The following is a 19,397-nucleotide window of genomic DNA, read 5'->3' on the forward strand; positions in this document are numbered from 1 at the left end:
TGATAAGGTCCTTCGCTTTGTTTAGAATAACAGCGGTTTTTGCCTGAGCAAACACTTCTACAGCAGCCCGCTTACCAAACCGGGCAATACGCCCAGCACAACCGTAAGCAGGGCCAGCACCACCAGCATCACCGATTGAAAGCTGCTGACATAAACCGGCTGCGCATTCTCCGGCAATGGCCGCAGATACGCTGCAATAACCGGCCGCAGGTAGTAGTAGATACTAACCATCGACATCACCAGCGCAAACACCACCAGCCCAATATAGCCTTGGCTAACAGCAGCCGAGAACACGAAGAATTTACCGAAGAAGCCCCCCGTGAGCGGGATACCCGCCAACGACAGCATCGAAATGGTGAGGCAACCCGCTAGGAGTGGGTTGGTGCGGCACAGGCCGCCAAAGCCGTCGTAGTCCTCGCGCTGGCGCTGATCGGCTACCAGCTTCAGCACCGCGAAAGCCGATATAGTAGCTACTGAGTAAGCTAGCGAATAAAAGAAAATACCGTTGGCCGACAGGTTTTGATCGAACGCTACCAAGGCAATGAACAGGTAGCCGGCGTGCGAAATGCTGGAGTAGGCCAGCATGCGTTTCACGCTGGTTTGGGCCACCGCGCCCAGATTGCCAATGAGCAAAGTAAGGATGGTAATGGCCAGCACGGTAGGTAGCCAGAACGACTGTGCCCCCCCGAAACCAACGAGCAACAGCTTGAAAAAAGCAGCGAAGCCAGCTGTTTTCACCACCGTACTCATATAAGCCGTGAAGAAGGTAGGGCTACCTTCATACACATCGGGAGTCCAGAAGTGGAAGGGCGCCGCGCCTACCTTGAAGCTGATGCCAATGATAATCAACAGGATGCCAACATACAGCATTGGAGTGAACTCCGCATTTGCTGGATTAGTAACAGCAGCACTCAGCTGAGAAAGATAAAACGTGCCCGTAGCGCCGTACACCAGCGCCACCCCAAACAACAAGATGCCCGTGGCAAAGGCACCCATCAGGAAGTACTTGAGCGCGGCTTCGTTGGAGCGGGCGTTGCGCTTGTCGGCACCGGCCACCACGTACATCGAAATGCTCATGATTTCAATGCCGATAAATAGCATCAGCATGTTGTTGTAGGCCACCATCATGATGGCGCCTACCAGCGCAAATAGCAGCAGCGAGTAGTATTCGGCCAGGTTGGCTTCGCCCTCGCGCACGTATTTCTCGGAGAAGGGTAGGAGCAGCATCGTAGTCAGCACCACAATACCCGTGAAGGCCACCGTGTAACGGTCCACCACCAGCATTTCGCTGAAGAAGCTTTGCGTACCCAGGCTCCAGTCGTAAGCGTTGGCCCCAAATACAATGACCAGCACCAGCATCGCCAGGGGCATCAGCAGCTTGTTGGAGCGCAGAAAACCCAAAAACAGGTTGATGATGCCAAAAACGGAAAGTATAATGAGAGAAGTCATGGGATGATAAGCTATTAGCTATTAGCTGTTGGCTACTAGCTTTTGTCGTTGCACGGTCAGCTACCAGCTAACAGCGAGTGGCCAGCAGCCAAAAAGTACCTATCGTTTCACGATATTCAGCAGCTGCATCACCGCTGGTTCCGAAATATGCAGGAAGGTGTTCGGGAACAAGCCAATCCAGAAGACCAATACCACTAGCGGAACCATCACGGCCAGTTCGGCGCCGGTAAGGTCAGTAATGGTGGCAGAGAAGCTTGAATCCGGCCCCAGCATCACCCGCTGGAACATGCGTAGCAGGTACACCGCTGCAAAGATGACCGTGAGGCCTGCCACCGCGCCCATCCAGGCGTTGTATTCATATACACCCGCTAGCAATAGGAACTCGCCCACAAAACCGCTGGTGAGGGGTAAGGCTGCTGAGCCCAGCAGCACTACCAGGAAGGTAACCGTGAGCAGGGGTGTGCGGCGCGTGAGGCCTCCGAGGTCGGCGATGTTGCGGGTGCCGGTGCGGCGCTCAATCACGTCGGCGGCGAAGAACAGGCCGACCACGTTCACGCCGTGGGCCAGCATCTGAATCACGGCGCCTTGCAGGCCAATTTGGGTGAGCGAGAACATACCTGCAGCCATCAGGCCCACGTGCGAAAACGAAGAGTAGGCAATCAGGCGCTTGATGTCGTGCTGCCGGATAGCGATGATGGCTCCGTACACGATACCGATAATTGACAGAATCAGCACCAGCGGCTGCCATTGGCTTACGCCGTAAGGGACAACGGGTAGAAGCCAGCGCATCACGCCGTACACACCCATTTTCAGCATGATGCCCGAAAGCAGCATAGTAGCCACCGTGGGCGACTCGGTATAGGTGTCCGGCTGCCAAGTATGGAAGGGAAAGATGGGCATTTTCACGGCGAAGGCCGCGAAAATCAGCCAGAACAGCCACGACTGCTCACTGCTGCTCAAGTTCAGGTTGTAGAACGCCGACAGATCCGAGGTGTGCTGCGCCAGTCCCGACGCGGCCGGTCCAGTCTGGAAGTAGAGGTACACGAAGCCGGCCAGCATAAACAGCGAGCCAATGATGGTATACAGGAAGAACTTGAACGTGACCTGTACGCGCCGCTCGCCACCCCACACGCCGGCAATGAAGTAAATCGGAATAAGTGCCACTTCCCAGAAGAAGTAGAACAAGAACGCATCCAGCGATACGAACACGCCTACCAGCCCGGTTTGCATAAACAGCACCAGCGCGTACAGCGTGGAGGGGTTCTCATACTCGCGGCGGAAGGCGGCTAGCAGAATGATGGGCACTAGAAACGCCGTGAGCAGCACCAGCAACACGCTCAGGCCATCCATGCCTACGTGGAAGTTGATGCCCGCAGAGGCTACCCACTGGTAGTTGACATCGAACTGACCGCTAACGTTGCCGCGCGACACGATGGCAGCGAAGGCGGCTACCGCCAGTTCAACCAGCGCCGCGCCTAGGGCTACCACGCGGGCCGCGCCCCCTTTGAAGAAGTGCAGCAGTAAAGCAGCCGCCACGGGCCAGAGTAGGAGAAAGACGGTGAGCATTTATCTTGAAGCGTTATTTAATCAATGGTGATTTCTGATCTACAATAGAGTATGCCTTGGTTTTATTTAATAATAATTTTCTCCTATATTTTAATAGCAATTGAATTGCTGAAAATTTCTTTATTACTTGGATTACCCCCTTTTTGCTAATATAATCTATATTGCTTTCAAGACCAGCTGGCAATATAGGGTAAGGTAAAACAGACCTAATATTTTTAATAGCACAATTATTAAAAAATTGGTGCCATGCATCAGCTGCATATTTAATTGGCAATACAGTTGATACCATACCTTCAGCGGCCTTATGCGTAATAACATATCCTGCTGCTGAGCCGAGAGCTCCTATGTTTAATGGATAATGGATGGAATAATTTTCTAAGATATCTTCTCTATCTAAACTAGAATAAACAGTAGGCGTGTATGTGTTTTGAGAAAACAATAGAATTACTTCGTTCTCCTTTATTTTTTTTTCTAATGCATCCAAAATATCTTTCAAATTACTATTAATATTTACATCATCTTCAAGTACCAATGCACAAGAAATTTTTTCTTCAACTATTTTTTTATATATGTTATAGTGGCTCAAAGCACAGCCATAAACACCTTTTTTGAATAAATATGGTGTTTTAGATAAAGGATTAAAATCACAAATTGATTCTAAATACGTGTTAGAAAGAGCGTTTCCATCAACTCCTTCGACAAACTCGAACTCTATTTTAGCATTGTAAAGTTGTTTTTGTATAAATTCTTTTCTTTCTGTTGACCTTTTTAAATTTATTACAAAAACTTTCATAGTAAGAAGAATACATTTAAAACCGCATAAAATTCAGCGCGAGTACCAGCACAATTCCCACTACCATCAGAATCAAGTAGGTTTCTACCGAGCCGGTTTGCACGTAGCGCAGCAGCTGGCTACCACCGAGAGTAACACGGCCGAAACCGTTTACGATGGGGTCGATGATGCTTTGCTCTACGAAGCGATAAAGGCCGCGCGAGAGCCACATAATGGGCCGCACGAACAGGGCGTTGTACAGTTCGTCGATGTAATATTTGTGATACACTAGGCTCTCTGGGGCCGAGCGCTGGGCATCGTCTTCGGCGGGGCGGGCGGCGCGGCTCACGTACTGCACGTAGGCCAGCACAATGCCCAGCACGGCCGCTGCTACCGAGAGGCCAATCAGCATCAGCTCGGTGTTGTGGTCAGGCTCTTGGCCGAAAGCGGCCGGGTTGAGGCGCTGCGAGTAGGTGAAGATAGGCGCGAGATAATCGGCGAGGTAGTGCTTGCCACCGAGCAGCATGGGTGCCCCCATAAAGCCACCCACAGCTGCCAGAATAGCCAATACAATCAGTGGCAGCGTCATGCTGGCCGGTGACTCGTGCAGGTGGTGCTTTTGCTCCTCCGTGCCCCGGAACTCGCCGAAGAACGTCAGGAACAGCAGACGGAACATGTAGAAGGCCGTCAGGAACGCCGTGAACAGGCCTACCGCATACAGCACCTTGCTGTGCTCGTACACGTGGCTCAGAATCTCATCTTTCGAGAAGAAACCCGAGAAGGGCGGAATGCCCGAAATGGCCAAGCAGCCGATGAGGAAGGTAGCGAAAGTGACGGGTAGGGCCTTGCGCAAGCCGCCCATGCGGCGAATGTCTTGCTCATTGCTCATGGCGTGAATCACAGAACCCGCACCCAGGAACAGCAACGCCTTGAAGAATGCGTGCGTGAGCACGTGAAACAGCGAGGTAGAGTACCCCATCACGCCCAGCGCCAGGAACATATAGCCCAGTTGCGACACGGTGGAGTAAGCCAGTACCTTCTTAATATCGTTTTGCGCCAGACCAATGGTAGCGGCAAATAGTGCTGTGGCGGCTCCAATAACCGCTATAACTTCCAGCGTTTCGGGGGCCAGCGTAAACAGCACGTTGGCGCGCAGCACCATATATATACCGGCCGTTACCATGGTAGCGGCGTGAATAAGGGCCGATACGGGGGTAGGGCCGGCCATGGCGTCGGGCAGCCAGGTGTAGAGCGGAATCTGAGCCGATTTACCGGCCGCGCCTACAAACAACAGCAACGTAATGGCCGTAACCACCGCCACCGAGTAGGGTCCGAACTGCCCCAGGCTGGCTTTCTGGAATACCTCAGCATACTGTACCGAGTTGAAGGTCAGGTAAATCAGGAAGATGCCGAGCAGGAAGCCCAAGTCGCCTACCCGGTTGATGATGAAGGCCTTCTTAGCAGCGTTGTTGTTGGCGGTTTCCTTGTTCCAGAAGCCGATTAGTAGGTAAGAGCACAGCCCTACGCCTTCCCAGCCCACAAATAGAATCACGAAGTTGGAACCCAACACCAGCACCAACATGCTGAACACGAACAAGTTCAAGAAGGCGAAAAACTTGCCCACGTTTTCGTCGTGGTGCATGTAGCCGATGCTGTACACGTGAATCAGGAAGCCTACCCCCGTCACCAGCAGCAGCATAATCAGGCTCAACTGATCGACCTGGTAGGAGAACGGAATTTGGAGCGAGCCCACCGAAATCCAGTCGAACAGCGGCACTGTATACTGGTATTCGAACGTGGCAAATAGGTAGCAGGAAATCAGGAACGAGCCCAGCACCATCACGCTGCCCAGTGCCCCGGCCACCGTGCCCGACAGGCGCCGGTTCATCAGGCCATTAATCAGAAAACCCAGAAACGGCAGCAGCGGAATCAGCACATACAGCAGCGTGGCGTGCGGGGCTCCGTGAAGGGGTAGTACAGTTTCTTGCATAAGATAGGGACTGGGTTTTGGGGACTGAAGGACTGGGAGTTGTTCTTTGTCGATCTTATAGCATCAACTCAAACACGCAAATCCTATGTCCCCTCGGACGCCAATTTAAAACTTTAGTCGGCTGAGCAGGTTGACGTCAGTAGTCTGGAAATTGCGGTAGATCATCACAATAATGCCCAGCCCGACCGATACCTCGGCGGCGGCTACGGCCATGATGAAAAACACGAATACCTGTCCGTTGGCGTCGGCGCGGTAGGCGGAGAAGGCTGTCAGCAGGATATTCACTGCGTTCAGCATCAGCTCCACGCACATGAAAATGATGATGGCGTTGCGCCGGATCAGTACGCCCGTAACTCCGATGGCAAACAAGGCCGTGGCGAAAAACACGTAGTACTGGAGTGGTACGGTGCGGATTACTTCCGGAATGGTCTGGTCCATGCGGTGGGGTTTGCCGGCGGGGGCGGTACAGTATAGGTGGCAAAGGTATCGGAAAAATAGAAAAGCCCCACTGTAAAACGTGATTTGGAACCAGTCTAACCTGTCGGTGGCTACCCATAACAAGCGCCAGCAAGATAGCGGGGAGCAATTGCCACTGTATCAATAGGGCTAGGGCGTACACACACCAAAGAAAATGTGAGGGTTTGTTCAAGTATTTTCGGCCTTCATCCGTCTGTGTTAGCAGAATGGAAACGCTACCCCTCATGCTCGATAATGCCTACATGGATGCAGGCCACCAGGACCGGCAGATTCAGCAAGCGGTGCGCGAACAGCGGGCCCGGCTACTGGCCTTCATCCGCCGTCGCATCCCCGACGAAGCCGAAGCCGAAGACGTATTGCAAGACGTTTTTGCTGAACTGGTAGAAAGCTACCGGCTACTGAAGCCCGTAGAGCAAGCGGCGGCGTGGCTGTTTCGGGTGGCGCGCAACCGCATCACCGACCTGTATCGCCGCAAGAAAACCGCTTCGCTGGAAGACGAACTGCACGCAACGGGCACGGATGAAGACGACTCGCTGCTGCTCGCCGACATCCTGCCAGCTCCCGACGACGCGCCCGAGAATCGCCTACTCCGCGAAACGTTGATGGAGGCCCTAGCTGCTGCGCTGGAGGAATTGCCGCCCGCTCAGCGCCAAGTGTTTATCTGGCACGAGTTGGAAGAGAAAAGCTTCCGCGAAATGGAAGAGGAAACCGGCGTGCCGCTCAAAACTCTGATATCGCGTAAGCACTACGCCGTGCAACACCTGCGCAAACGCCTGCAAAAGCTCTACACCGAACTGTTTACGGATTGACGTTCGGTTATTTCGACAGTCAACATGCTGTGTCAGCACATTACCTCATTAGCACCTCAACAATGAACCGCTCTTCTTGGCTGCTACGTGGCCTCAAATTCGCACTCTTCGCCGTTCTATTCCTTGCAATAGTCGGCCAGTTTTTTATGATTCTCTGGAACAAGCTGGTGCCGGAAATATTCAACGGGCCAGTTATTAGTTTCTGGCAGGGTCTCGGTCTGCTATTACTCTCGCGTATTCTGTTCGGTGGATGGGGTAGGGGCAGCGCAGGTTGGGCACGTCGTCGTAATGCCTGGAAGCAAAAGATTGCCGGTCGCATGGCTACCATGACGCCCGAGGAACAGGAGAAATTCAAACAGAAAATGCAGAGCGCTTGTGGCCCAGCCTGGATGCGCCGGAAGTTTGGCGAAGAGCCATTGGCTGCTCCGAAGGAAGTATAAAAGCGAAAGCGGTAACTGAAACCTCAGTTGCCGCTTTCGCTTTTATATAGAAGAGAAACTTCTAAAAATTTCGTTCGCCTGTCTCGCGCTTACCTAGCATCACTGCACCTACCATAGCGGCTAGGAAAAGTATAGAGGCCAATTCGAAAGGCAATAGATACTGATCGTAGAGCACCAAACCAAGACGGTCTACCATGCCAATCTGCGAGTCGAAGGTAGCGGCATTATAACCTACCGGCTCCACGTTGCGGAGGGCAGCCACCAGTACTAGCAGCAGCGAACCACCCGCAATAACGGCGGCTATCTGGGCCAGTATAGGCTTTTTAGGTTCCGTGTCAGCGTTCAGGTTCAAGAACATAATCACGAACAGGAACAATACCATGATAGCACCTGCGTACACGATGATATTCACAGCTGCCAGAAACTGCGCGTTCAGGATCAAGTAGTGCCCCGACAAAGCGAAGAACGTCAGGATCAGGAACAGCACGCTGTGCACAGGGTTCTTGGCGATAACCACGCCCAGCGCGCTCAGCAGCGCCAGAAACGACAGGAAGAGAAAAAGTGGGGACATAGGGCAAAGCTATGGCTAAAAGCGGGAAACCAACGCCCCTCCCTTTGCAAGGAGGGGTAGGGAGGATGGAATTTGGAAAAGAGAAGCTACGCCAGTTGTGCGTCCATCTTGGTGCGTAGCTGCTGGGCTTGTTCCTCCGTGAGCTGAATGCCGCGCTTCGAGCGGTCATCCGGCGAAACGGGCTCTACCAAACGGTTCTTACCGTAAATGAACTCGTCGCGCTCGAAGCGTGGCGGCGCCATTTTGTCGGCTTGCAGGTACACGGCGGCTTTCGGGCAGGCTTCTTCGCAGAGGCCGCAGAAGATACACCGCAGCATGTTGATTTCGTAGCTAATGGCGTACTTCTCCTCACGGTACAGATTTTCTTCCCCTTTTTTCCGCTCACCGGCCACCATCGTAATGGCTTCGGCGGGGCAAGCTACGGCGCAGAGGCCGCAGGCAGTGCACCGCTCTCTACCCTGCTCGTCGCGCTTCAGCACGTGCAGGCCGCGGAACACGGGCGAAAACGGGCGCTGCTCCTCAGGGTAGCGAATGGTGGGCTTCTTCATAAAGAAGTGCCGCATCGTAATGCTCAAGCCCTGAAAGATAGCCGGCAGGTAGGCCCGCTCGGCCAGCGTCATGGGCTTCTTTTCAACTTGCTTGGCTCTATTGCTAAGGGATTGCATAAGGTCAGATCAAAAGCCTACTAAATGATACCGAAAGTAATCAGACCACCGGTGAGCAGGATGTTGAAGATGGACAGGGGAATGAGAATAGTCCAGCCCAAGCGCATCAGTTGGTCGTAGCGGAAGCGGGGTAGGGTCCAGCGCACCCACATAAAGAAGAAGATGAAGCCGAAAATCTTCCCGAACAGCAGCACAGTGCCTAGAATGGTAATCAGGTTTTGTGCGCCGGCCAGCGTCCAATCTTGGTTGCTTACCAACCAGTCGCGCAGTTCGTATTGGAAAGGGAAGTTGAAGCCGCCGAAGTACAGTACGCTCATCACGGCCGAAGCCACGAATATGTTTACGTATTCCGAGAATAGGTACAGGCCTAGTTTCATCGACGAATATTCGGTGTGATAACCACCTACCAGTTCCGTTTCGCACTCAGGCAAGTCGAAGGGCGTACGGTTGGTTTCAGCGAAAGCACATACCAAGAAAATGATGAAGCCCAGCGGCTGTTTCACGATATTCCAGAAATGCCACTCACCGGCCACCGATTGCTGCAACGTAATGTCGCGCAGCGACAGCGTACCTGAAATCATCAGCACCGCAATCAGCGACAGGCCCATAGCCAATTCGTAGCTGATGTTCTGCGAAGCCGCTCGGATAGCACCTAGCAGTGAGAATTTGTTGTTGGAGGCCCAACCGCCAATCATAATGCCGTATACGCCTAGCGATACCACACCGAACACCCACAGCAAGCCGATATTTACCTCAATGCCTTGCAGAAAGAAGTAGTTGGAACCGAACTCCAGCACGTTGCCGAACGGAATAACCGCCGACGACATCAGCGCCGTAATCATGGCCAGGCAAGGACCGAAGATGAACAGGGCCGTATTGGCGCCACTAGGAAAAAACTCCTCCTTGGTGAACATCTTCACAGCATCAGCTAGTGGTTGAGCGAGGCCATAAGGGCCAGCGCGGTCCGGGCCTACCCGGTCTTGCAGGAAGGCCGCAATGACGCGCTCGGCGTAAGTGCAATAGGTGGCAATCAGCAACGATAGCGCGAAGACCACGAAGATGACGATGGATTGCCAGCCGAGGGCAGGAAGTTCTAACATTCTTTTTAGCTGATAGCTATTAGCTGTTAGCTGTTAGCTGTTGTTTAATAATGAAGCACAGGGAGCTAACAGCCAACAGCTATCAGCTAAGAGCTTGATTTACGATCCTAATTTCAATGGTGGGTTCTTTTCCAACTCGCGCTGCGTGCTTTCGGGGAGGTCGGCTACTACAGAGTGGTTGAGCACCGGCAATTCGTAGTGGTTGGCCGAAATAACAGAAGAACGGTCGATGTGGGCGGGACCTTCAATGGTCCAATCCGACGTTTCCTTTTTCTCGAAGCGACACTCGTTGCAGATCCACTCTTTCACCTCGCCGTACTCGTCCTTGCGGGCGGTTACGCGCAGCACGTCTTTGCCTTTGTACCACAGCAGCACGTTGCCCGAGCACTTGGGGCAGTCGCGGTGGGCATTCACGGGCTTCGTAAACCACACGCGTTGCTTGAAGCGCCAAGTTTTGTCGGTGAGGGCGCCTACCGGGCACACGTCGATGACGTTGCCGGAGAAATCCTGGTCGATGATGTTCTCGATGTACGTACCGATTTCGGCGGCGTCGCCGCGGCCCAGCACACCGTGTACCCTGTCGCCAGCTATCTGGTTGGCCGTGTACACGCAGCGGTAGCACAGGATGCAGCGCGTCATATGCAGCTGAATCAGCGGCCCGATGTCGATTTTGTCGAACGTGCGACGCTCCTCGGTATAACGCGTGGTGCTCACACCGTGCTCAAAAGCAAAGTTTTGCAGGTCGCACTCACCCGCTTGGTCGCACACAGGGCAGTCCAGGGGGTGGTTGATGAGCAGCATCTCCACAATACCCTTGCGGACATCCAGTACTTGCTGGTTTACAGTATTTTCTACCACCATACCATCCTGCACAGAGGTAATGCACGAAGGTACCAGCTTGGGCATGGGGCGCGGATCTTTAGTAGAACCAGCCGTTACTTTTACCAGGCAGGCGCGACACTTGCCGCCCGAGCCTTTCAGCGGCGTGTAGTAGCACATGGCCGGTGGCACAATGCTACCGCCCACAGTACGGGCCGCATTCATGATCGTGGTTCCGTCCGGAATCTCAATCTCAATGCCGTCGAAGGTTATTTTAGCCATTATTTACTTGTCATCATGAGCATGTGGCGCATCAAGCCAGTGTCGAAGGACCTTATCATGTCAGCGCCGCAATAGTTAGTGAATTTGACGAAAGCAGCCGTGATAAGATGCTTCCTTCGTCAGCATGACAGTTAAGCCAGTACCGCTTTGCCGGGGTAGACCGCGCCAGGGCGGGCGGCTTCCTTGGCGTGGGTCACGTGCCACTCAAATTCGTCGCGGAAGTGGCGCACAGCGGCGGCTACCGGCCACGCGGCGGCTTCACCCAGCGGACAGATCGTATTGCCCTCGATTTGCTTGGCTACGCTCACGAGTAGGTCGATGTCCTCCATGTGACCGTGGCCATGCTCTAAGCGGTGCAGCACTTTTTCCATCCAGCCGGTACCTTCGCGGCAGGGCGAGCATTGGCCGCAGCTCTCATGGTGGTAAAAACGTGAGAAGCTCCAGGTATTGCGCACGATGCACGTGGTTTCGTCCATGGCGATGAAGCCACCCGAGCCCAGCATAGTGCCCGTCACGAAGCCACCATCGGAGAGAGATTCATAAGTCATCAGGCGGTCTTCACCGGCTGCCGTCTTCAGAATTAACTCTTTAGGTAGGATTGGTACGGAAGAGCCACCGGCTACTACTGCTTTCAGCTCTCTACCCTTCCAGATGCCACCGCAGTACTCGTCGGAGTAGATGAATTCCTCGACAGGCACACCCAGCTCAATTTCGTAGATGCCGGGTTTGTTGAGGTGTCCGCAAGCCGAGAACAACTTAGTGCCCGTGCTCTTACCTACCCCCAACTTGGCGTATTCATCGCCACCATCGTTGATGATGGGAACCACGGCTGCAATCGACTCCACGTTGTTTACTACCGTGGGACGAGCATAAAGGCCCTGCACAGCTGGGAATGGTGGCTTGTTACGCGGGTTGCCGCGCTTGCCCTCCAATGATTCGAGCAGAGCCGTTTCCTCGCCGCAGATATACGCGCCACCACCGGGGTGCACGTGCAAATCCAGGTCGTAGCCCGAGCCGAGGATGTTTTTGCCCAAGAAACCATTGGCATACGCCTCCGAAATAGCTTTTTCCAGGATGCGCAGTACGTACAACAACTCGCCGCGAATGTAGATGTACGAGGTATTAGCGCCCAGCGCATAACTGCTCGTAATCATGCCTTCAATGAGCAAGTGCGGCAGCTTCGACATCAATTGACGGTCCTTGAATGTGCCCGGCTCCGATTCGTCGGCGTTGCACACTAAGTGGCGCGGCACGCCTTCTGGCTTCGCCAGAAAGCTCCACTTTAGGCCAGTAGGGAAGCCCGCGCCGCCGCGCCCACGCAGGCCCGACTTCTTCACTTCCTCTACCACCTCATCGGGGGTCATTGTCTTCAAGGCCTTCTCCACCGAGCGGTAGCCGCCGTGTTTGCGGTATACCTCAAAGGTGTCAATGCCTTCAACGTTAATATGTTCAGTCAGCAGTTTGCGTCCCATGATCGTGTGCGCTAGTAACTATTCGCCAATCGTCTAATTTTCCTGCCCGATTAATTCTGCGCCAATGCTTCCCAAGGAAGAATAGGGCGGTGCACCATGTTGCGCAGCTCTGTAAGCATCGCATCCACGTTTTCGGGCGTATCAAGCTGCTCATAATACTTCTCCCGCACCTGCACGATGGGGGCAAAGCCGCAGGCAGCCAAGCACTCAACCTCTTTCAGCGTAAACAAGCCATCGGGCGATGTTTCGCCGCCTACCCTGGCACCTGTCAGGCGCTCCAGGTGGGCCGTCAGCTCGTCGGAACCGCGCAGCATGCAAGGACCCGTGCGGCAAATTTCCAACACGTGCTTGCCCACTGGTTTTAGGTTGAACATGGTGTAGAACGTGGCTACCTCGTACACCTCAATCGGCTTGAGGTCCAATGTTTCGGCTACCAGCGTTTGCACCTCGGGGCTCACCCAACCGCCAAACTCGGCCTGGGCAATGTGCAGCACCGGGAGTAGCGCCGACTTCTTGCGGTCCTCGGGGTAGTGCGTAATGATGCGCTTGATTTCGTCCTGAGCAGCGGCCGAAAACTGAGGCTTGGCGGGGGCGTTCGTGGGTTCCATATCAATCAGATTCAGCGGCATACTAGGCGTCCAGTTCGCCGGCAATTACGTTCATCGACGACAGCGTGAGGATGGCATCGGAGAGCGACTGGCCTACTACCATTTCGGGGTAGGCTTGGTAATAGATAAAGCAAGGCCGACGGAAGTGCAGGCGGTAGGGCGTGCGACCTCCATCCGAAATCAGGTAGAAGCCCAACTCGCCGTTACCACCTTCCACAGAGTGATACACCTCACCTACTGGCGCGTCTATCTCCCCCATAATGATTTTGAAGTGGTAAATGAGCGCCTCCATGTTTTTGTACACGGCCTGCTTGGGAGGCAGGTAGTAGTGCGGTGCGTCGGCGTGGTAGGGGCCTTCGGGGAGGTTTTCCAACGCTTGCTCAATAATGCGGAGGCTCTGCCAGATTTCGGCGTTGCGCACCAAGTAACGGTCATAGGTGTCGCCCTTGGTACCTACTGGAATTTCGAAATCGAAGTCTTCATAGGAAGAATAGGGGTTCATTACGCGCACATCGTAATCAACACCAGTGGCGCGCAGGTTGGGGCCGGTGAAGCCGTAATTCAACGCCTTTTCTGCTGTGATACCGCCCACGTCGATGGTGCGGTCCATGAAGATGCGGTTGCGGTTGAACAGCTTCTCAAATTCCCGCATCACGTCGGGGAAGCGCTTCAGCCACGTGCGCAGCTTCTGAATGGCTACGTCGGAGAAGTCGCGCTCCATGCCGCCTACCCGGCCCATGTTGGTGGTCAGGCGCGAACCGCAAACTTCTTCGTAAATCTCGTAGATGTTTTCGCGCTCCTCGAATACATACAGGAAGCCAGTGAAAGCGCCCGTATCTACCCCCAGGATACCGTTGCATACCAAGTGGTCAGCAATGCGGGCCAGCTCCATCATAATCACGCGCATGTACTGCGCGCGTTTGGGAACTGTCACGCCCAACAGCTTCTCTACCGTCATATGCCAACCCATGTTGTTGATGGGCGACGAGCAATAGTTCATGCGGTCCGTCAGGGGCGTAATCTGGTAGAACGGCCGGCGCTCCGCAATCTTCTCGAAGGCGCGGTGGATGTAGCCGATGGTAGGCACGCCCGATACAATCCGCTCCCCATCCATTTGCAGGATGTTCTGGAAAATACCGTGCGTAGCCGGGTGCGTAGGCCCCAGGTTCAGGGTCGTTAGCTCTTGGCTGAAGTCGTTAAGCATCGGCACGTTCATACCAAAATTCTGGTCACGTGCCTCTTCTATAATCTTATGCGTACCGTCGAGAGTGTCGTTTACTGCCATATCAAATGGTGTCATCCTGAGCGCGGCGAAGGACCTTATCACGCCTGCGCCACATTGAGTTAGAGCCTACTAAACGCCGCCGTGATAAGATGCTTCGTTTCTTAGCATGACAGATCAAATATTAGCGACCAAAAAACAGGTCGGTTTTGTCTTCACGGGTGCCGTCTTCCAGCGGATATTCGCGCCGCATGGGGTGGTAGTCCATATCCTCCACATTCAGGATCCGAATAAGGTTCGGGTGACCCTGAAAGATAATGCCGTAGAAGTCGTAAGCTTCCCGCTCCATCCAGTTGGCCGTAGCGTATACATCGGTGAGGGTAGGCACTACCGGATCAGCAATGGGGAAGAAGATTTTCAGCCGTAGCCGCACGTTGTTCACCAAGCTGTGCAGGTGGTAGATCATACCTAATTCCTGACCCTCGTTCTCAGGATAGTGAATCCCGCACATAGTGGTCAGAAAGTGCATCTTTAGCTCCTGCTCACTAGCCAGCGTCTGAATGATATCGTGAATCCGCTCGCGGGTAGTAGTAGCCGTCAGCAAACCATATGGCTCCTCTACATCTGTGAAGGAGGCCTCGCCAAACAACTCTTGCAGCTTGCTGAGGATCTTGGCGTTGGTTAGTTTATGCGGGTCTTCCTGCGCAACGGCAGTGGCTTGGGCGGCAGCAGATTCTTCGATTGTGTCAGCCATTTTGTGAGCTGTTAGCTATTGGCAATTGGCTGTTCGCTGTTGGCATACTTCCGATAAGAAGTGAATGGCCAACAGCGAACAGCTAACCACTTATTTAATATTATAGGATGCCAGCAACGCTTGATACTCGGGCGAGTTACGGCGGCGCAGAGACTCATTCTTGGCTAAGTCCTGCACGCGCATCAAGCCGTCGAGCACTTGCTCAGGACGAGGCGGACAGCCTGGCACGTACACATCAACCGGAATGATGCGGTCGATGCCTTGCAGTACGGAGTAGGTGTCGAAAATACCACCCGATGAGGCGCAGGCGCCCATGGCCAGCACCCAGCGGGGCTCGGCCATCTGCTCGTACACTTGTTTCACAATAGGAGCCATTTTCTTGGCAATGGTACCCATCACCATCAGCAAGTCGGCCTGGCGCGGCGAGAAGCTGGGGCGCTCGGAGCCGAAGCGAGAGATGTCGTAGTGCGCGCCCATGGTTGCCATAAACTCAATGCCGCAGCAGGAGGTAGCAAAGGGTAGGGGCCACAACGAGTTGGCGCGGGCAATACCCACTACCTTCTCCAGCGAGGTGGCAAAAAAACCAGCGCCTTCAATGCCTTCAGGAGCCGGTACGGTTTTGATTTCGGGAACTCTAGTATCCATGCGTGAAAGTCAGTTAGTGAGGGAAGTACACCCAAAAAGCCAACACCAACGGCTTATTTATAGTTTGGCTGAGCGGTAGGGATTTCACTCCATTTCAGGATGCCCTTGCGAATCACGTAGCCGAAACCAGCCATTACCAACGCCAGGTACACCACCATCTCTACAAAACCGAAGGTGCCCAGCTTGCGGAAGTTCACGGCCCAGGGGTACATGAAGATAACTTCCACGTCGAACAGCACAAATAGAATAGCCGTGAGAAAGTACTTCACCGAAATAGGCGTGCGGGCGTTACCTACCGACTCAATACCACATTCCCAGGAAGCGTCTTTCACTTTGCTATGGCGCTTGGGGCCTACCAAGTGCGATACCACCATGGCAAAGGCTACAAAGGCAATGGCCAAAATAAACTGAACCAGCATCGGCAAATAGTCGACGGGCTGGTAATTGATAGAATTTACAGCGAGAAGCATAGTCGTTGACTGAAATGGAGGCCTAAACGAAAAGGCGGTAGGAAGCAAAGGTAGGGCTTGGATAGTTTGGAACAAAGATGAATAGGATAGGGTAGGAAAAGGGTATATTTGACGGCTTTAGCTGACAGCTCATTTTATAATAGAGCTTAGAAGACGAACCTAGTTTACGGGTGCTATAACCTGCTGTTAAGCAGTCTGCTGACTCCTATTATTTATAGGTACTTTATTCGTTTCCTTCCCTTCCTGCCTACGCAATGAAACAGCCCCAATCAACTCCTGCCAATACTCACCAGCGCCGTGATATTGTTGTGATTGGGGCTTCCTCTGGGGGTGTAGCCGCCCTGCTAGCACTGGTGCAAACCCTGCCAGCCGACTTTCCGGCGCCTATCTTTGTGGTGCAACACGTGGGGGCCGATTCGCAGAGTATTCTGCCGCAGCTATTGGACCGCGTGTCTGCCTTATCTGCTAAGCATGCCCAGGACGGCGAGGCTTTTGCCGCTGGTACTATCTACGTGGCCCCGCCCGACCACCATTTGCTACTGGAAAATGACCGTGTGCTGGTGAAGCGCGGGCCGAAAGAAAACCGCTTCCGTCCGTCTATTGACGCGCTGTTTCGCTCCGCTGCCTATGGCTACGGTCCCCGCGTGATTGGCGTCGTGCTTACGGGCTACCTGGATGATGGCACCTCTGGGCTATGGTCGCTACAGCGCCTGGGTGGCGTGGCGGTGGTGCAGGACCCGCATGATGCTGAGTCGCCGGCGATGCCTATCAATGCCCTGGGCTACGTAGAGGCCGACCATATTGTGCCACTCGCCGAGCTTGGGTCCCTGCTGGTGCGGCTGACCCTGGAGCCAGCTCCGGCCACTCCACGTGTGCTGAAGCAGGAGCGAGAGCTGCTCGGCATCGAATTTCAAATTGCGAAGGCTAATAATGCCTTCGCCTTAGGCATCATTGAGCAGGGACAATTAACCTCCTTCACCTGTCCCGAATGCCACGGGGCACTGACGCAGCTTATTGAGGGCAAGCTTATTCGCTACCGCTGCCACACGGGGCACGCCTATACGGCCAACGCTTTGCTGGGCGAAGTCACGCAGACTGTAGAAGGCTTCCTCTATCAAGCCATGCGCGGGCTCGAAGAAGCACACATGCTGTTGCAGGCCTTAGGAGAGCACTTTACCCAAGAAAGGCAGCAGCAAGTAGCGACCCTGTTTTTTCAGAAAGCAGAAGTAGCCAGTAGTCAGGCACGGCACATGCACGAGGCCATTGTCAAGCATGAATCACTCAGTGGTGATCTACAATTCAAAGAGGGCTACGACGCGTAGCAGGGTGAAATAACAACCTGTCGTATGTTGCAAGCGACTGGCAAGAGGGATTGGATAGTATCAGTGATAACCTTACCAGTTGATCTTCTCCTACCTGCTGAGTCGACCGCCTGTGGGTAGAACATCTGTTCTGCCATGACGGAACCCCTGAATAAGCATGTTGACAAACCAAAAGCCCCGCCGGAAAATCCGAACGGGGCTTTTATTTCTGTTAACGTATAGCCGGTGGTACAACCATCGCGAAGCAGAGGCTTACAGGCCTTTATCGCGGTTCAGATCTTCCTGCGGCTCCGAGCCCAGGAAGGGGTAGCGGTAGTCCGTTACGGGCACGAAGGTTTCCTTGATGGCGCGCGGCGACACCCAGCGCAACAGGTTCAGGATAGAGCCGGCCTTGTCGTTGGTACCGCTGGCGCGGGCACCACCGAAGGGCTGCTGGCCGACCACGGCACCAGTAGGCTTGTCGTTGATGTAGAAGTTGCCGGCCGCATTCACCAGCTTCTTCGAGGCCAGGTCGATGGCATAGCGGTCTTGCGAGAAGATGGCGCCGGTGAGGGCATAGGGCGAGGTGGAGTCTACTACTTCTAAGGTCTGCTCAAATTGGTCAGCGTCGTACACATACACCGTCACGACCGGCCCAAATAGCTCCGTGCGCATGGTCACGTATTGCGGGTCTTTGGTTACGATAACGGTAGGCTCGATGAAGTAGCCTTTCGACTTATCATAGCCACCGCCGGCCACAATCTCGGCGGCGGCATCGGCCTTGGCACCGTCGATGTATTTGGCGAGCTTATCAAACGACACCTCGCTGATAACGGCGTTGATGAAGTTGGAGAAGTCCTCCACATCACCCATCTTGAACGAAGCCAGATCTTCCTTCACGTAGCCCAGGATTTCGTCGGCCAGGTTGGAGGGTAGGTACACCCGTGACGCGGCCGAGCACTTCTGCCCCTGATACTCAAACGCCCCGCGCGAAATAGCCACGGCTACCGCCTTAGCGTGCGCCGAAGGGTGAGCCACAATGAAGTCCTTGCCGCCGGTTTCGCCCACAATGCGCGGGAAGCTGCGGTACTTGGGAATGTTCTCGCCAATGGTTTTCCAGATGGTCTGGAACACGCCCGTGGAGCCGGTGAAGTGAATGCCGGCAAAGTCGCGGTGGTTGAAAATGACGTCGCCAGCCACCGGGCCGTCCACGTAAATCAGGTTGATGACGCCATCGGGCACACCGGCTTCCTTGAACAGCTCCATCAGCACCTGCGCCGAGTAGATTTGCGTGTAGGCGGGTTTCCACACCACCACGTTGCCCATCATGGCCGCCGAGGTAGGCAGGTTGCCGGCAATGGAGGTGAAGTTAAACGGCGTGAGGGCAAACACGAAGCCCTCCAGAGCGCGGTGCTCCAAACGGTTCCACATACCCGGCGCCGACTCCGGCTGCTGCCGGTACAGCTCCTGCATGTAGTGCACGTTGAAGCGGAAAAAGTCGATCAGCTCGCAGGCCGCGTCGATTTCGGCTTGAAACGCATTCTTGCTCTGGCCCAACATAGTAGCCGCGTTGATGCGCGCCCGGTAGGGACCCGCCAGCAAATCGGCGGCTTTCAGGAAAATAGCAGCGCGTTGCTCCCAGGGTAGGGAAGCCCACTGCTCGCGGGCAGCTAAGGCGGCGTCAATGGCCTGCTGCACATGCGAGGCGTCGCCCTCGTGGAAAACACCCAGCGTATGCTGGTGGTCGTGGGGTGGGTTGATGGGTAGGGTCTTGCCCGTACGAACTTCCTGACCGCCAATGTGCATCGGAATATCGCGCTCCTGCTGCTTCAGCTCCTTCAGCATCTTCAGCAGCTCGATGCGCTCGGGAGAGTTGGGCGCGTAGCCCTTCACAGGCTCGTTAATGGGGGTAGGAACGTTGAAAAAGGCGTTGGCCATAGCGGGTGGTTTTTCGGTAATAGTTTTCGGTTTGTGGCCGAGATAGG

19 protein-coding genes are annotated in these 19,397 nt (G+C 54.4%); 3 read left to right on the top strand and 16 right to left on the bottom strand.

Annotated features, from left to right (window positions below):
* Positions 1 to 57: 57 nt before the first annotated feature.
* From KYK14_RS05685 to nuoK, 5 genes are all read right to left on the bottom strand, one after another.
* On the bottom strand, positions 58 to 1,449 hold the full coding sequence (locus KYK14_RS05685) for an NADH-quinone oxidoreductase subunit N (protein ID WP_219157711.1): 1,392 nt from the start codon (positions 1,447 to 1,449) through the stop codon (positions 58 to 60).
* A 99-nt stretch (positions 1,450 to 1,548) separates the two neighbouring features.
* Positions 1,549 to 3,015, bottom strand: coding sequence for a complex I subunit 4 family protein (locus tag KYK14_RS05690; protein WP_219157713.1), 1,467 nt, complete (start codon positions 3,013 to 3,015; stop codon positions 1,549 to 1,551).
* Positions 3,016 to 3,028: 13 nt separating this feature from the next.
* A complete protein-coding gene (locus KYK14_RS05695) occupies positions 3,029 to 3,808 on the bottom strand; it encodes a glycosyltransferase family 25 protein (protein ID WP_219157715.1) in 780 nt (259 codons plus the stop codon).
* A 16-nt stretch (positions 3,809 to 3,824) separates the two neighbouring features.
* Positions 3,825 to 5,777 (bottom strand): NADH-quinone oxidoreductase subunit L, encoded by a 1,953-nt coding sequence (gene nuoL / locus KYK14_RS05700; protein WP_219157717.1) that lies wholly within the window; start codon positions 5,775 to 5,777, stop codon positions 3,825 to 3,827.
* A 105-nt stretch (positions 5,778 to 5,882) separates the two neighbouring features.
* Positions 5,883 to 6,215, bottom strand: a complete 333-nt coding sequence (nuoK, locus tag KYK14_RS05705) for an NADH-quinone oxidoreductase subunit NuoK (RefSeq protein WP_185282471.1) — start codon at positions 6,213 to 6,215, stop codon at positions 5,883 to 5,885.
* Between the two features lie 245 nt (positions 6,216 to 6,460).
* Between nuoK and KYK14_RS05710 the strand changes: the two genes are divergently transcribed.
* Both KYK14_RS05710 and KYK14_RS05715 read left to right on the top strand, forming a co-directional pair.
* The gene (locus KYK14_RS05710) at positions 6,461 to 7,063 is read left to right on the top strand and encodes an RNA polymerase sigma factor (RefSeq protein WP_243900281.1); all 603 of its coding nucleotides are present in this window, start codon (positions 6,461 to 6,463) and stop codon (positions 7,061 to 7,063) included.
* Between the two features lie 146 nt (positions 7,064 to 7,209).
* Complete coding sequence (locus tag KYK14_RS05715) at positions 7,210 to 7,503, top strand: hypothetical protein (protein WP_208307827.1); 294 nt, start codon at positions 7,210 to 7,212, stop codon at positions 7,501 to 7,503.
* Between the two features lie 61 nt (positions 7,504 to 7,564).
* Here KYK14_RS05715 and KYK14_RS05720 read toward each other — a convergent pair whose 3' ends face one another.
* From KYK14_RS05720 to KYK14_RS05765, 10 genes are all read right to left on the bottom strand, one after another.
* Complete coding sequence (locus KYK14_RS05720; protein WP_208307828.1) at positions 7,565 to 8,074, bottom strand: NADH-quinone oxidoreductase subunit J family protein; 510 nt, start codon at positions 8,072 to 8,074, stop codon at positions 7,565 to 7,567.
* Between the two features lie 86 nt (positions 8,075 to 8,160).
* On the bottom strand, positions 8,161 to 8,739 hold the full coding sequence (locus KYK14_RS05725) for a NuoI/complex I 23 kDa subunit family protein (protein ID WP_185282474.1): 579 nt from the start codon (positions 8,737 to 8,739) through the stop codon (positions 8,161 to 8,163).
* A 20-nt stretch (positions 8,740 to 8,759) separates the two neighbouring features.
* Complete coding sequence (gene nuoH / locus KYK14_RS05730) at positions 8,760 to 9,839, bottom strand: NADH-quinone oxidoreductase subunit NuoH (RefSeq protein ID WP_185282475.1); 1,080 nt, start codon at positions 9,837 to 9,839, stop codon at positions 8,760 to 8,762.
* Between the two features lie 99 nt (positions 9,840 to 9,938).
* Positions 9,939 to 10,940, bottom strand: a complete 1,002-nt coding sequence (locus KYK14_RS05735; protein WP_219157719.1) for an NADH-quinone oxidoreductase subunit G — start codon at positions 10,938 to 10,940, stop codon at positions 9,939 to 9,941.
* Between the two features lie 131 nt (positions 10,941 to 11,071).
* Positions 11,072 to 12,412, bottom strand: a complete 1,341-nt coding sequence (nuoF, locus tag KYK14_RS05740) for an NADH-quinone oxidoreductase subunit NuoF (RefSeq protein ID WP_185282477.1) — start codon at positions 12,410 to 12,412, stop codon at positions 11,072 to 11,074.
* A 50-nt stretch (positions 12,413 to 12,462) separates the two neighbouring features.
* Complete coding sequence (locus KYK14_RS05745; protein WP_219157721.1) at positions 12,463 to 13,020, bottom strand: NADH-quinone oxidoreductase subunit NuoE family protein; 558 nt, start codon at positions 13,018 to 13,020, stop codon at positions 12,463 to 12,465.
* A 22-nt stretch (positions 13,021 to 13,042) separates the two neighbouring features.
* A complete protein-coding gene (locus KYK14_RS05750) occupies positions 13,043 to 14,236 on the bottom strand; it encodes an NADH-quinone oxidoreductase subunit D (protein WP_246601698.1) in 1,194 nt (397 codons plus the stop codon).
* Between the two features lie 190 nt (positions 14,237 to 14,426).
* Entirely contained in the window at positions 14,427 to 14,996 is a 570-nt protein-coding gene (locus KYK14_RS05755; RefSeq protein ID WP_219157725.1) for an NADH-quinone oxidoreductase subunit C, read from the bottom strand.
* A 90-nt stretch (positions 14,997 to 15,086) separates the two neighbouring features.
* Positions 15,087 to 15,641, bottom strand: coding sequence for an NADH-quinone oxidoreductase subunit B (locus KYK14_RS05760; protein ID WP_216859179.1), 555 nt, complete (start codon positions 15,639 to 15,641; stop codon positions 15,087 to 15,089).
* A gap of 53 nt (positions 15,642 to 15,694) precedes the next feature.
* A complete protein-coding gene (locus KYK14_RS05765) occupies positions 15,695 to 16,111 on the bottom strand; it encodes an NADH-quinone oxidoreductase subunit A (RefSeq protein WP_185282481.1) in 417 nt (138 codons plus the stop codon).
* Between the two features lie 254 nt (positions 16,112 to 16,365).
* Between KYK14_RS05765 and KYK14_RS05770 the strand changes: the two genes are divergently transcribed.
* Positions 16,366 to 17,433, top strand: coding sequence for a chemotaxis protein CheB (locus tag KYK14_RS05770; protein WP_219157727.1), 1,068 nt, complete (start codon positions 16,366 to 16,368; stop codon positions 17,431 to 17,433).
* Positions 17,434 to 17,685: 252 nt separating this feature from the next.
* Here the strand turns inward: KYK14_RS05770 and pruA are convergent, their stop codons facing one another.
* Positions 17,686 to 19,350, bottom strand: a complete 1,665-nt coding sequence (pruA, locus tag KYK14_RS05775) for an L-glutamate gamma-semialdehyde dehydrogenase (RefSeq protein WP_208307831.1) — start codon at positions 19,348 to 19,350, stop codon at positions 17,686 to 17,688.
* Between the last annotated feature and the right edge of the window lie 47 nt (positions 19,351 to 19,397).

It is taken from the genome of Hymenobacter profundi (assembly GCF_019334315.1).
GTDB classification, from domain to species: domain Bacteria; phylum Bacteroidota; class Bacteroidia; order Cytophagales; family Hymenobacteraceae; genus Hymenobacter; species Hymenobacter profundi.

Excerpts from the sequence above, each read along its gene's own strand:
- KYK14_RS05685 (WP_219157711.1), bottom strand. The coding sequence starts at position 1,449 with ATGACTTCTCTCATTATACTTTCCGTTTTTGGCATCATCAACCTGTTT.
- KYK14_RS05690 (WP_219157713.1), bottom strand. The coding sequence starts at position 3,015 with ATGCTCACCGTCTTTCTCCTACTCTGGCCCGTGGCGGCTGCTTTACTG.
- KYK14_RS05695 (WP_219157715.1), bottom strand. The coding sequence starts at position 3,808 with ATGAAAGTTTTTGTAATAAATTTAAAAAGGTCAACAGAAAGAAAAGAA.
- nuoL (WP_219157717.1), bottom strand. The coding sequence starts at position 5,777 with ATGCAAGAAACTGTACTACCCCTTCACGGAGCCCCGCACGCCACGCTG.
- nuoK (WP_185282471.1), bottom strand. The coding sequence starts at position 6,215 with ATGGACCAGACCATTCCGGAAGTAATCCGCACCGTACCACTCCAGTAC.
- KYK14_RS05710 (WP_243900281.1), top strand. The coding sequence starts at position 6,461 with ATGGAAACGCTACCCCTCATGCTCGATAATGCCTACATGGATGCAGGC.
- KYK14_RS05715 (WP_208307827.1), top strand. The coding sequence starts at position 7,210 with ATGATTCTCTGGAACAAGCTGGTGCCGGAAATATTCAACGGGCCAGTT.
- KYK14_RS05720 (WP_208307828.1), bottom strand. The coding sequence starts at position 8,074 with ATGTCCCCACTTTTTCTCTTCCTGTCGTTTCTGGCGCTGCTGAGCGCG.
- KYK14_RS05725 (WP_185282474.1), bottom strand. The coding sequence starts at position 8,739 with ATGCAATCCCTTAGCAATAGAGCCAAGCAAGTTGAAAAGAAGCCCATG.
- nuoH (WP_185282475.1), bottom strand. The coding sequence starts at position 9,839 with ATGTTAGAACTTCCTGCCCTCGGCTGGCAATCCATCGTCATCTTCGTG.
- KYK14_RS05735 (WP_219157719.1), bottom strand. The coding sequence starts at position 10,940 with ATGGCTAAAATAACCTTCGACGGCATTGAGATTGAGATTCCGGACGGA.
- nuoF (WP_185282477.1), bottom strand. The coding sequence starts at position 12,412 with ATGGGACGCAAACTGCTGACTGAACATATTAACGTTGAAGGCATTGAC.
- KYK14_RS05745 (WP_219157721.1), bottom strand. The coding sequence starts at position 13,020 with ATGGAACCCACGAACGCCCCCGCCAAGCCTCAGTTTTCGGCCGCTGCT.
- KYK14_RS05750 (WP_246601698.1), bottom strand. The coding sequence starts at position 14,236 with ATGAACGTGCCGATGCTTAACGACTTCAGCCAAGAGCTAACGACCCTG.
- KYK14_RS05755 (WP_219157725.1), bottom strand. The coding sequence starts at position 14,996 with ATGGCTGACACAATCGAAGAATCTGCTGCCGCCCAAGCCACTGCCGTT.
- KYK14_RS05760 (WP_216859179.1), bottom strand. The coding sequence starts at position 15,641 with ATGGATACTAGAGTTCCCGAAATCAAAACCGTACCGGCTCCTGAAGGC.
- KYK14_RS05765 (WP_185282481.1), bottom strand. The coding sequence starts at position 16,111 with ATGCTTCTCGCTGTAAATTCTATCAATTACCAGCCCGTCGACTATTTG.
- KYK14_RS05770 (WP_219157727.1), top strand. The coding sequence starts at position 16,366 with ATGAAACAGCCCCAATCAACTCCTGCCAATACTCACCAGCGCCGTGAT.
- pruA (WP_208307831.1), bottom strand. The coding sequence starts at position 19,350 with ATGGCCAACGCCTTTTTCAACGTTCCTACCCCCATTAACGAGCCTGTG.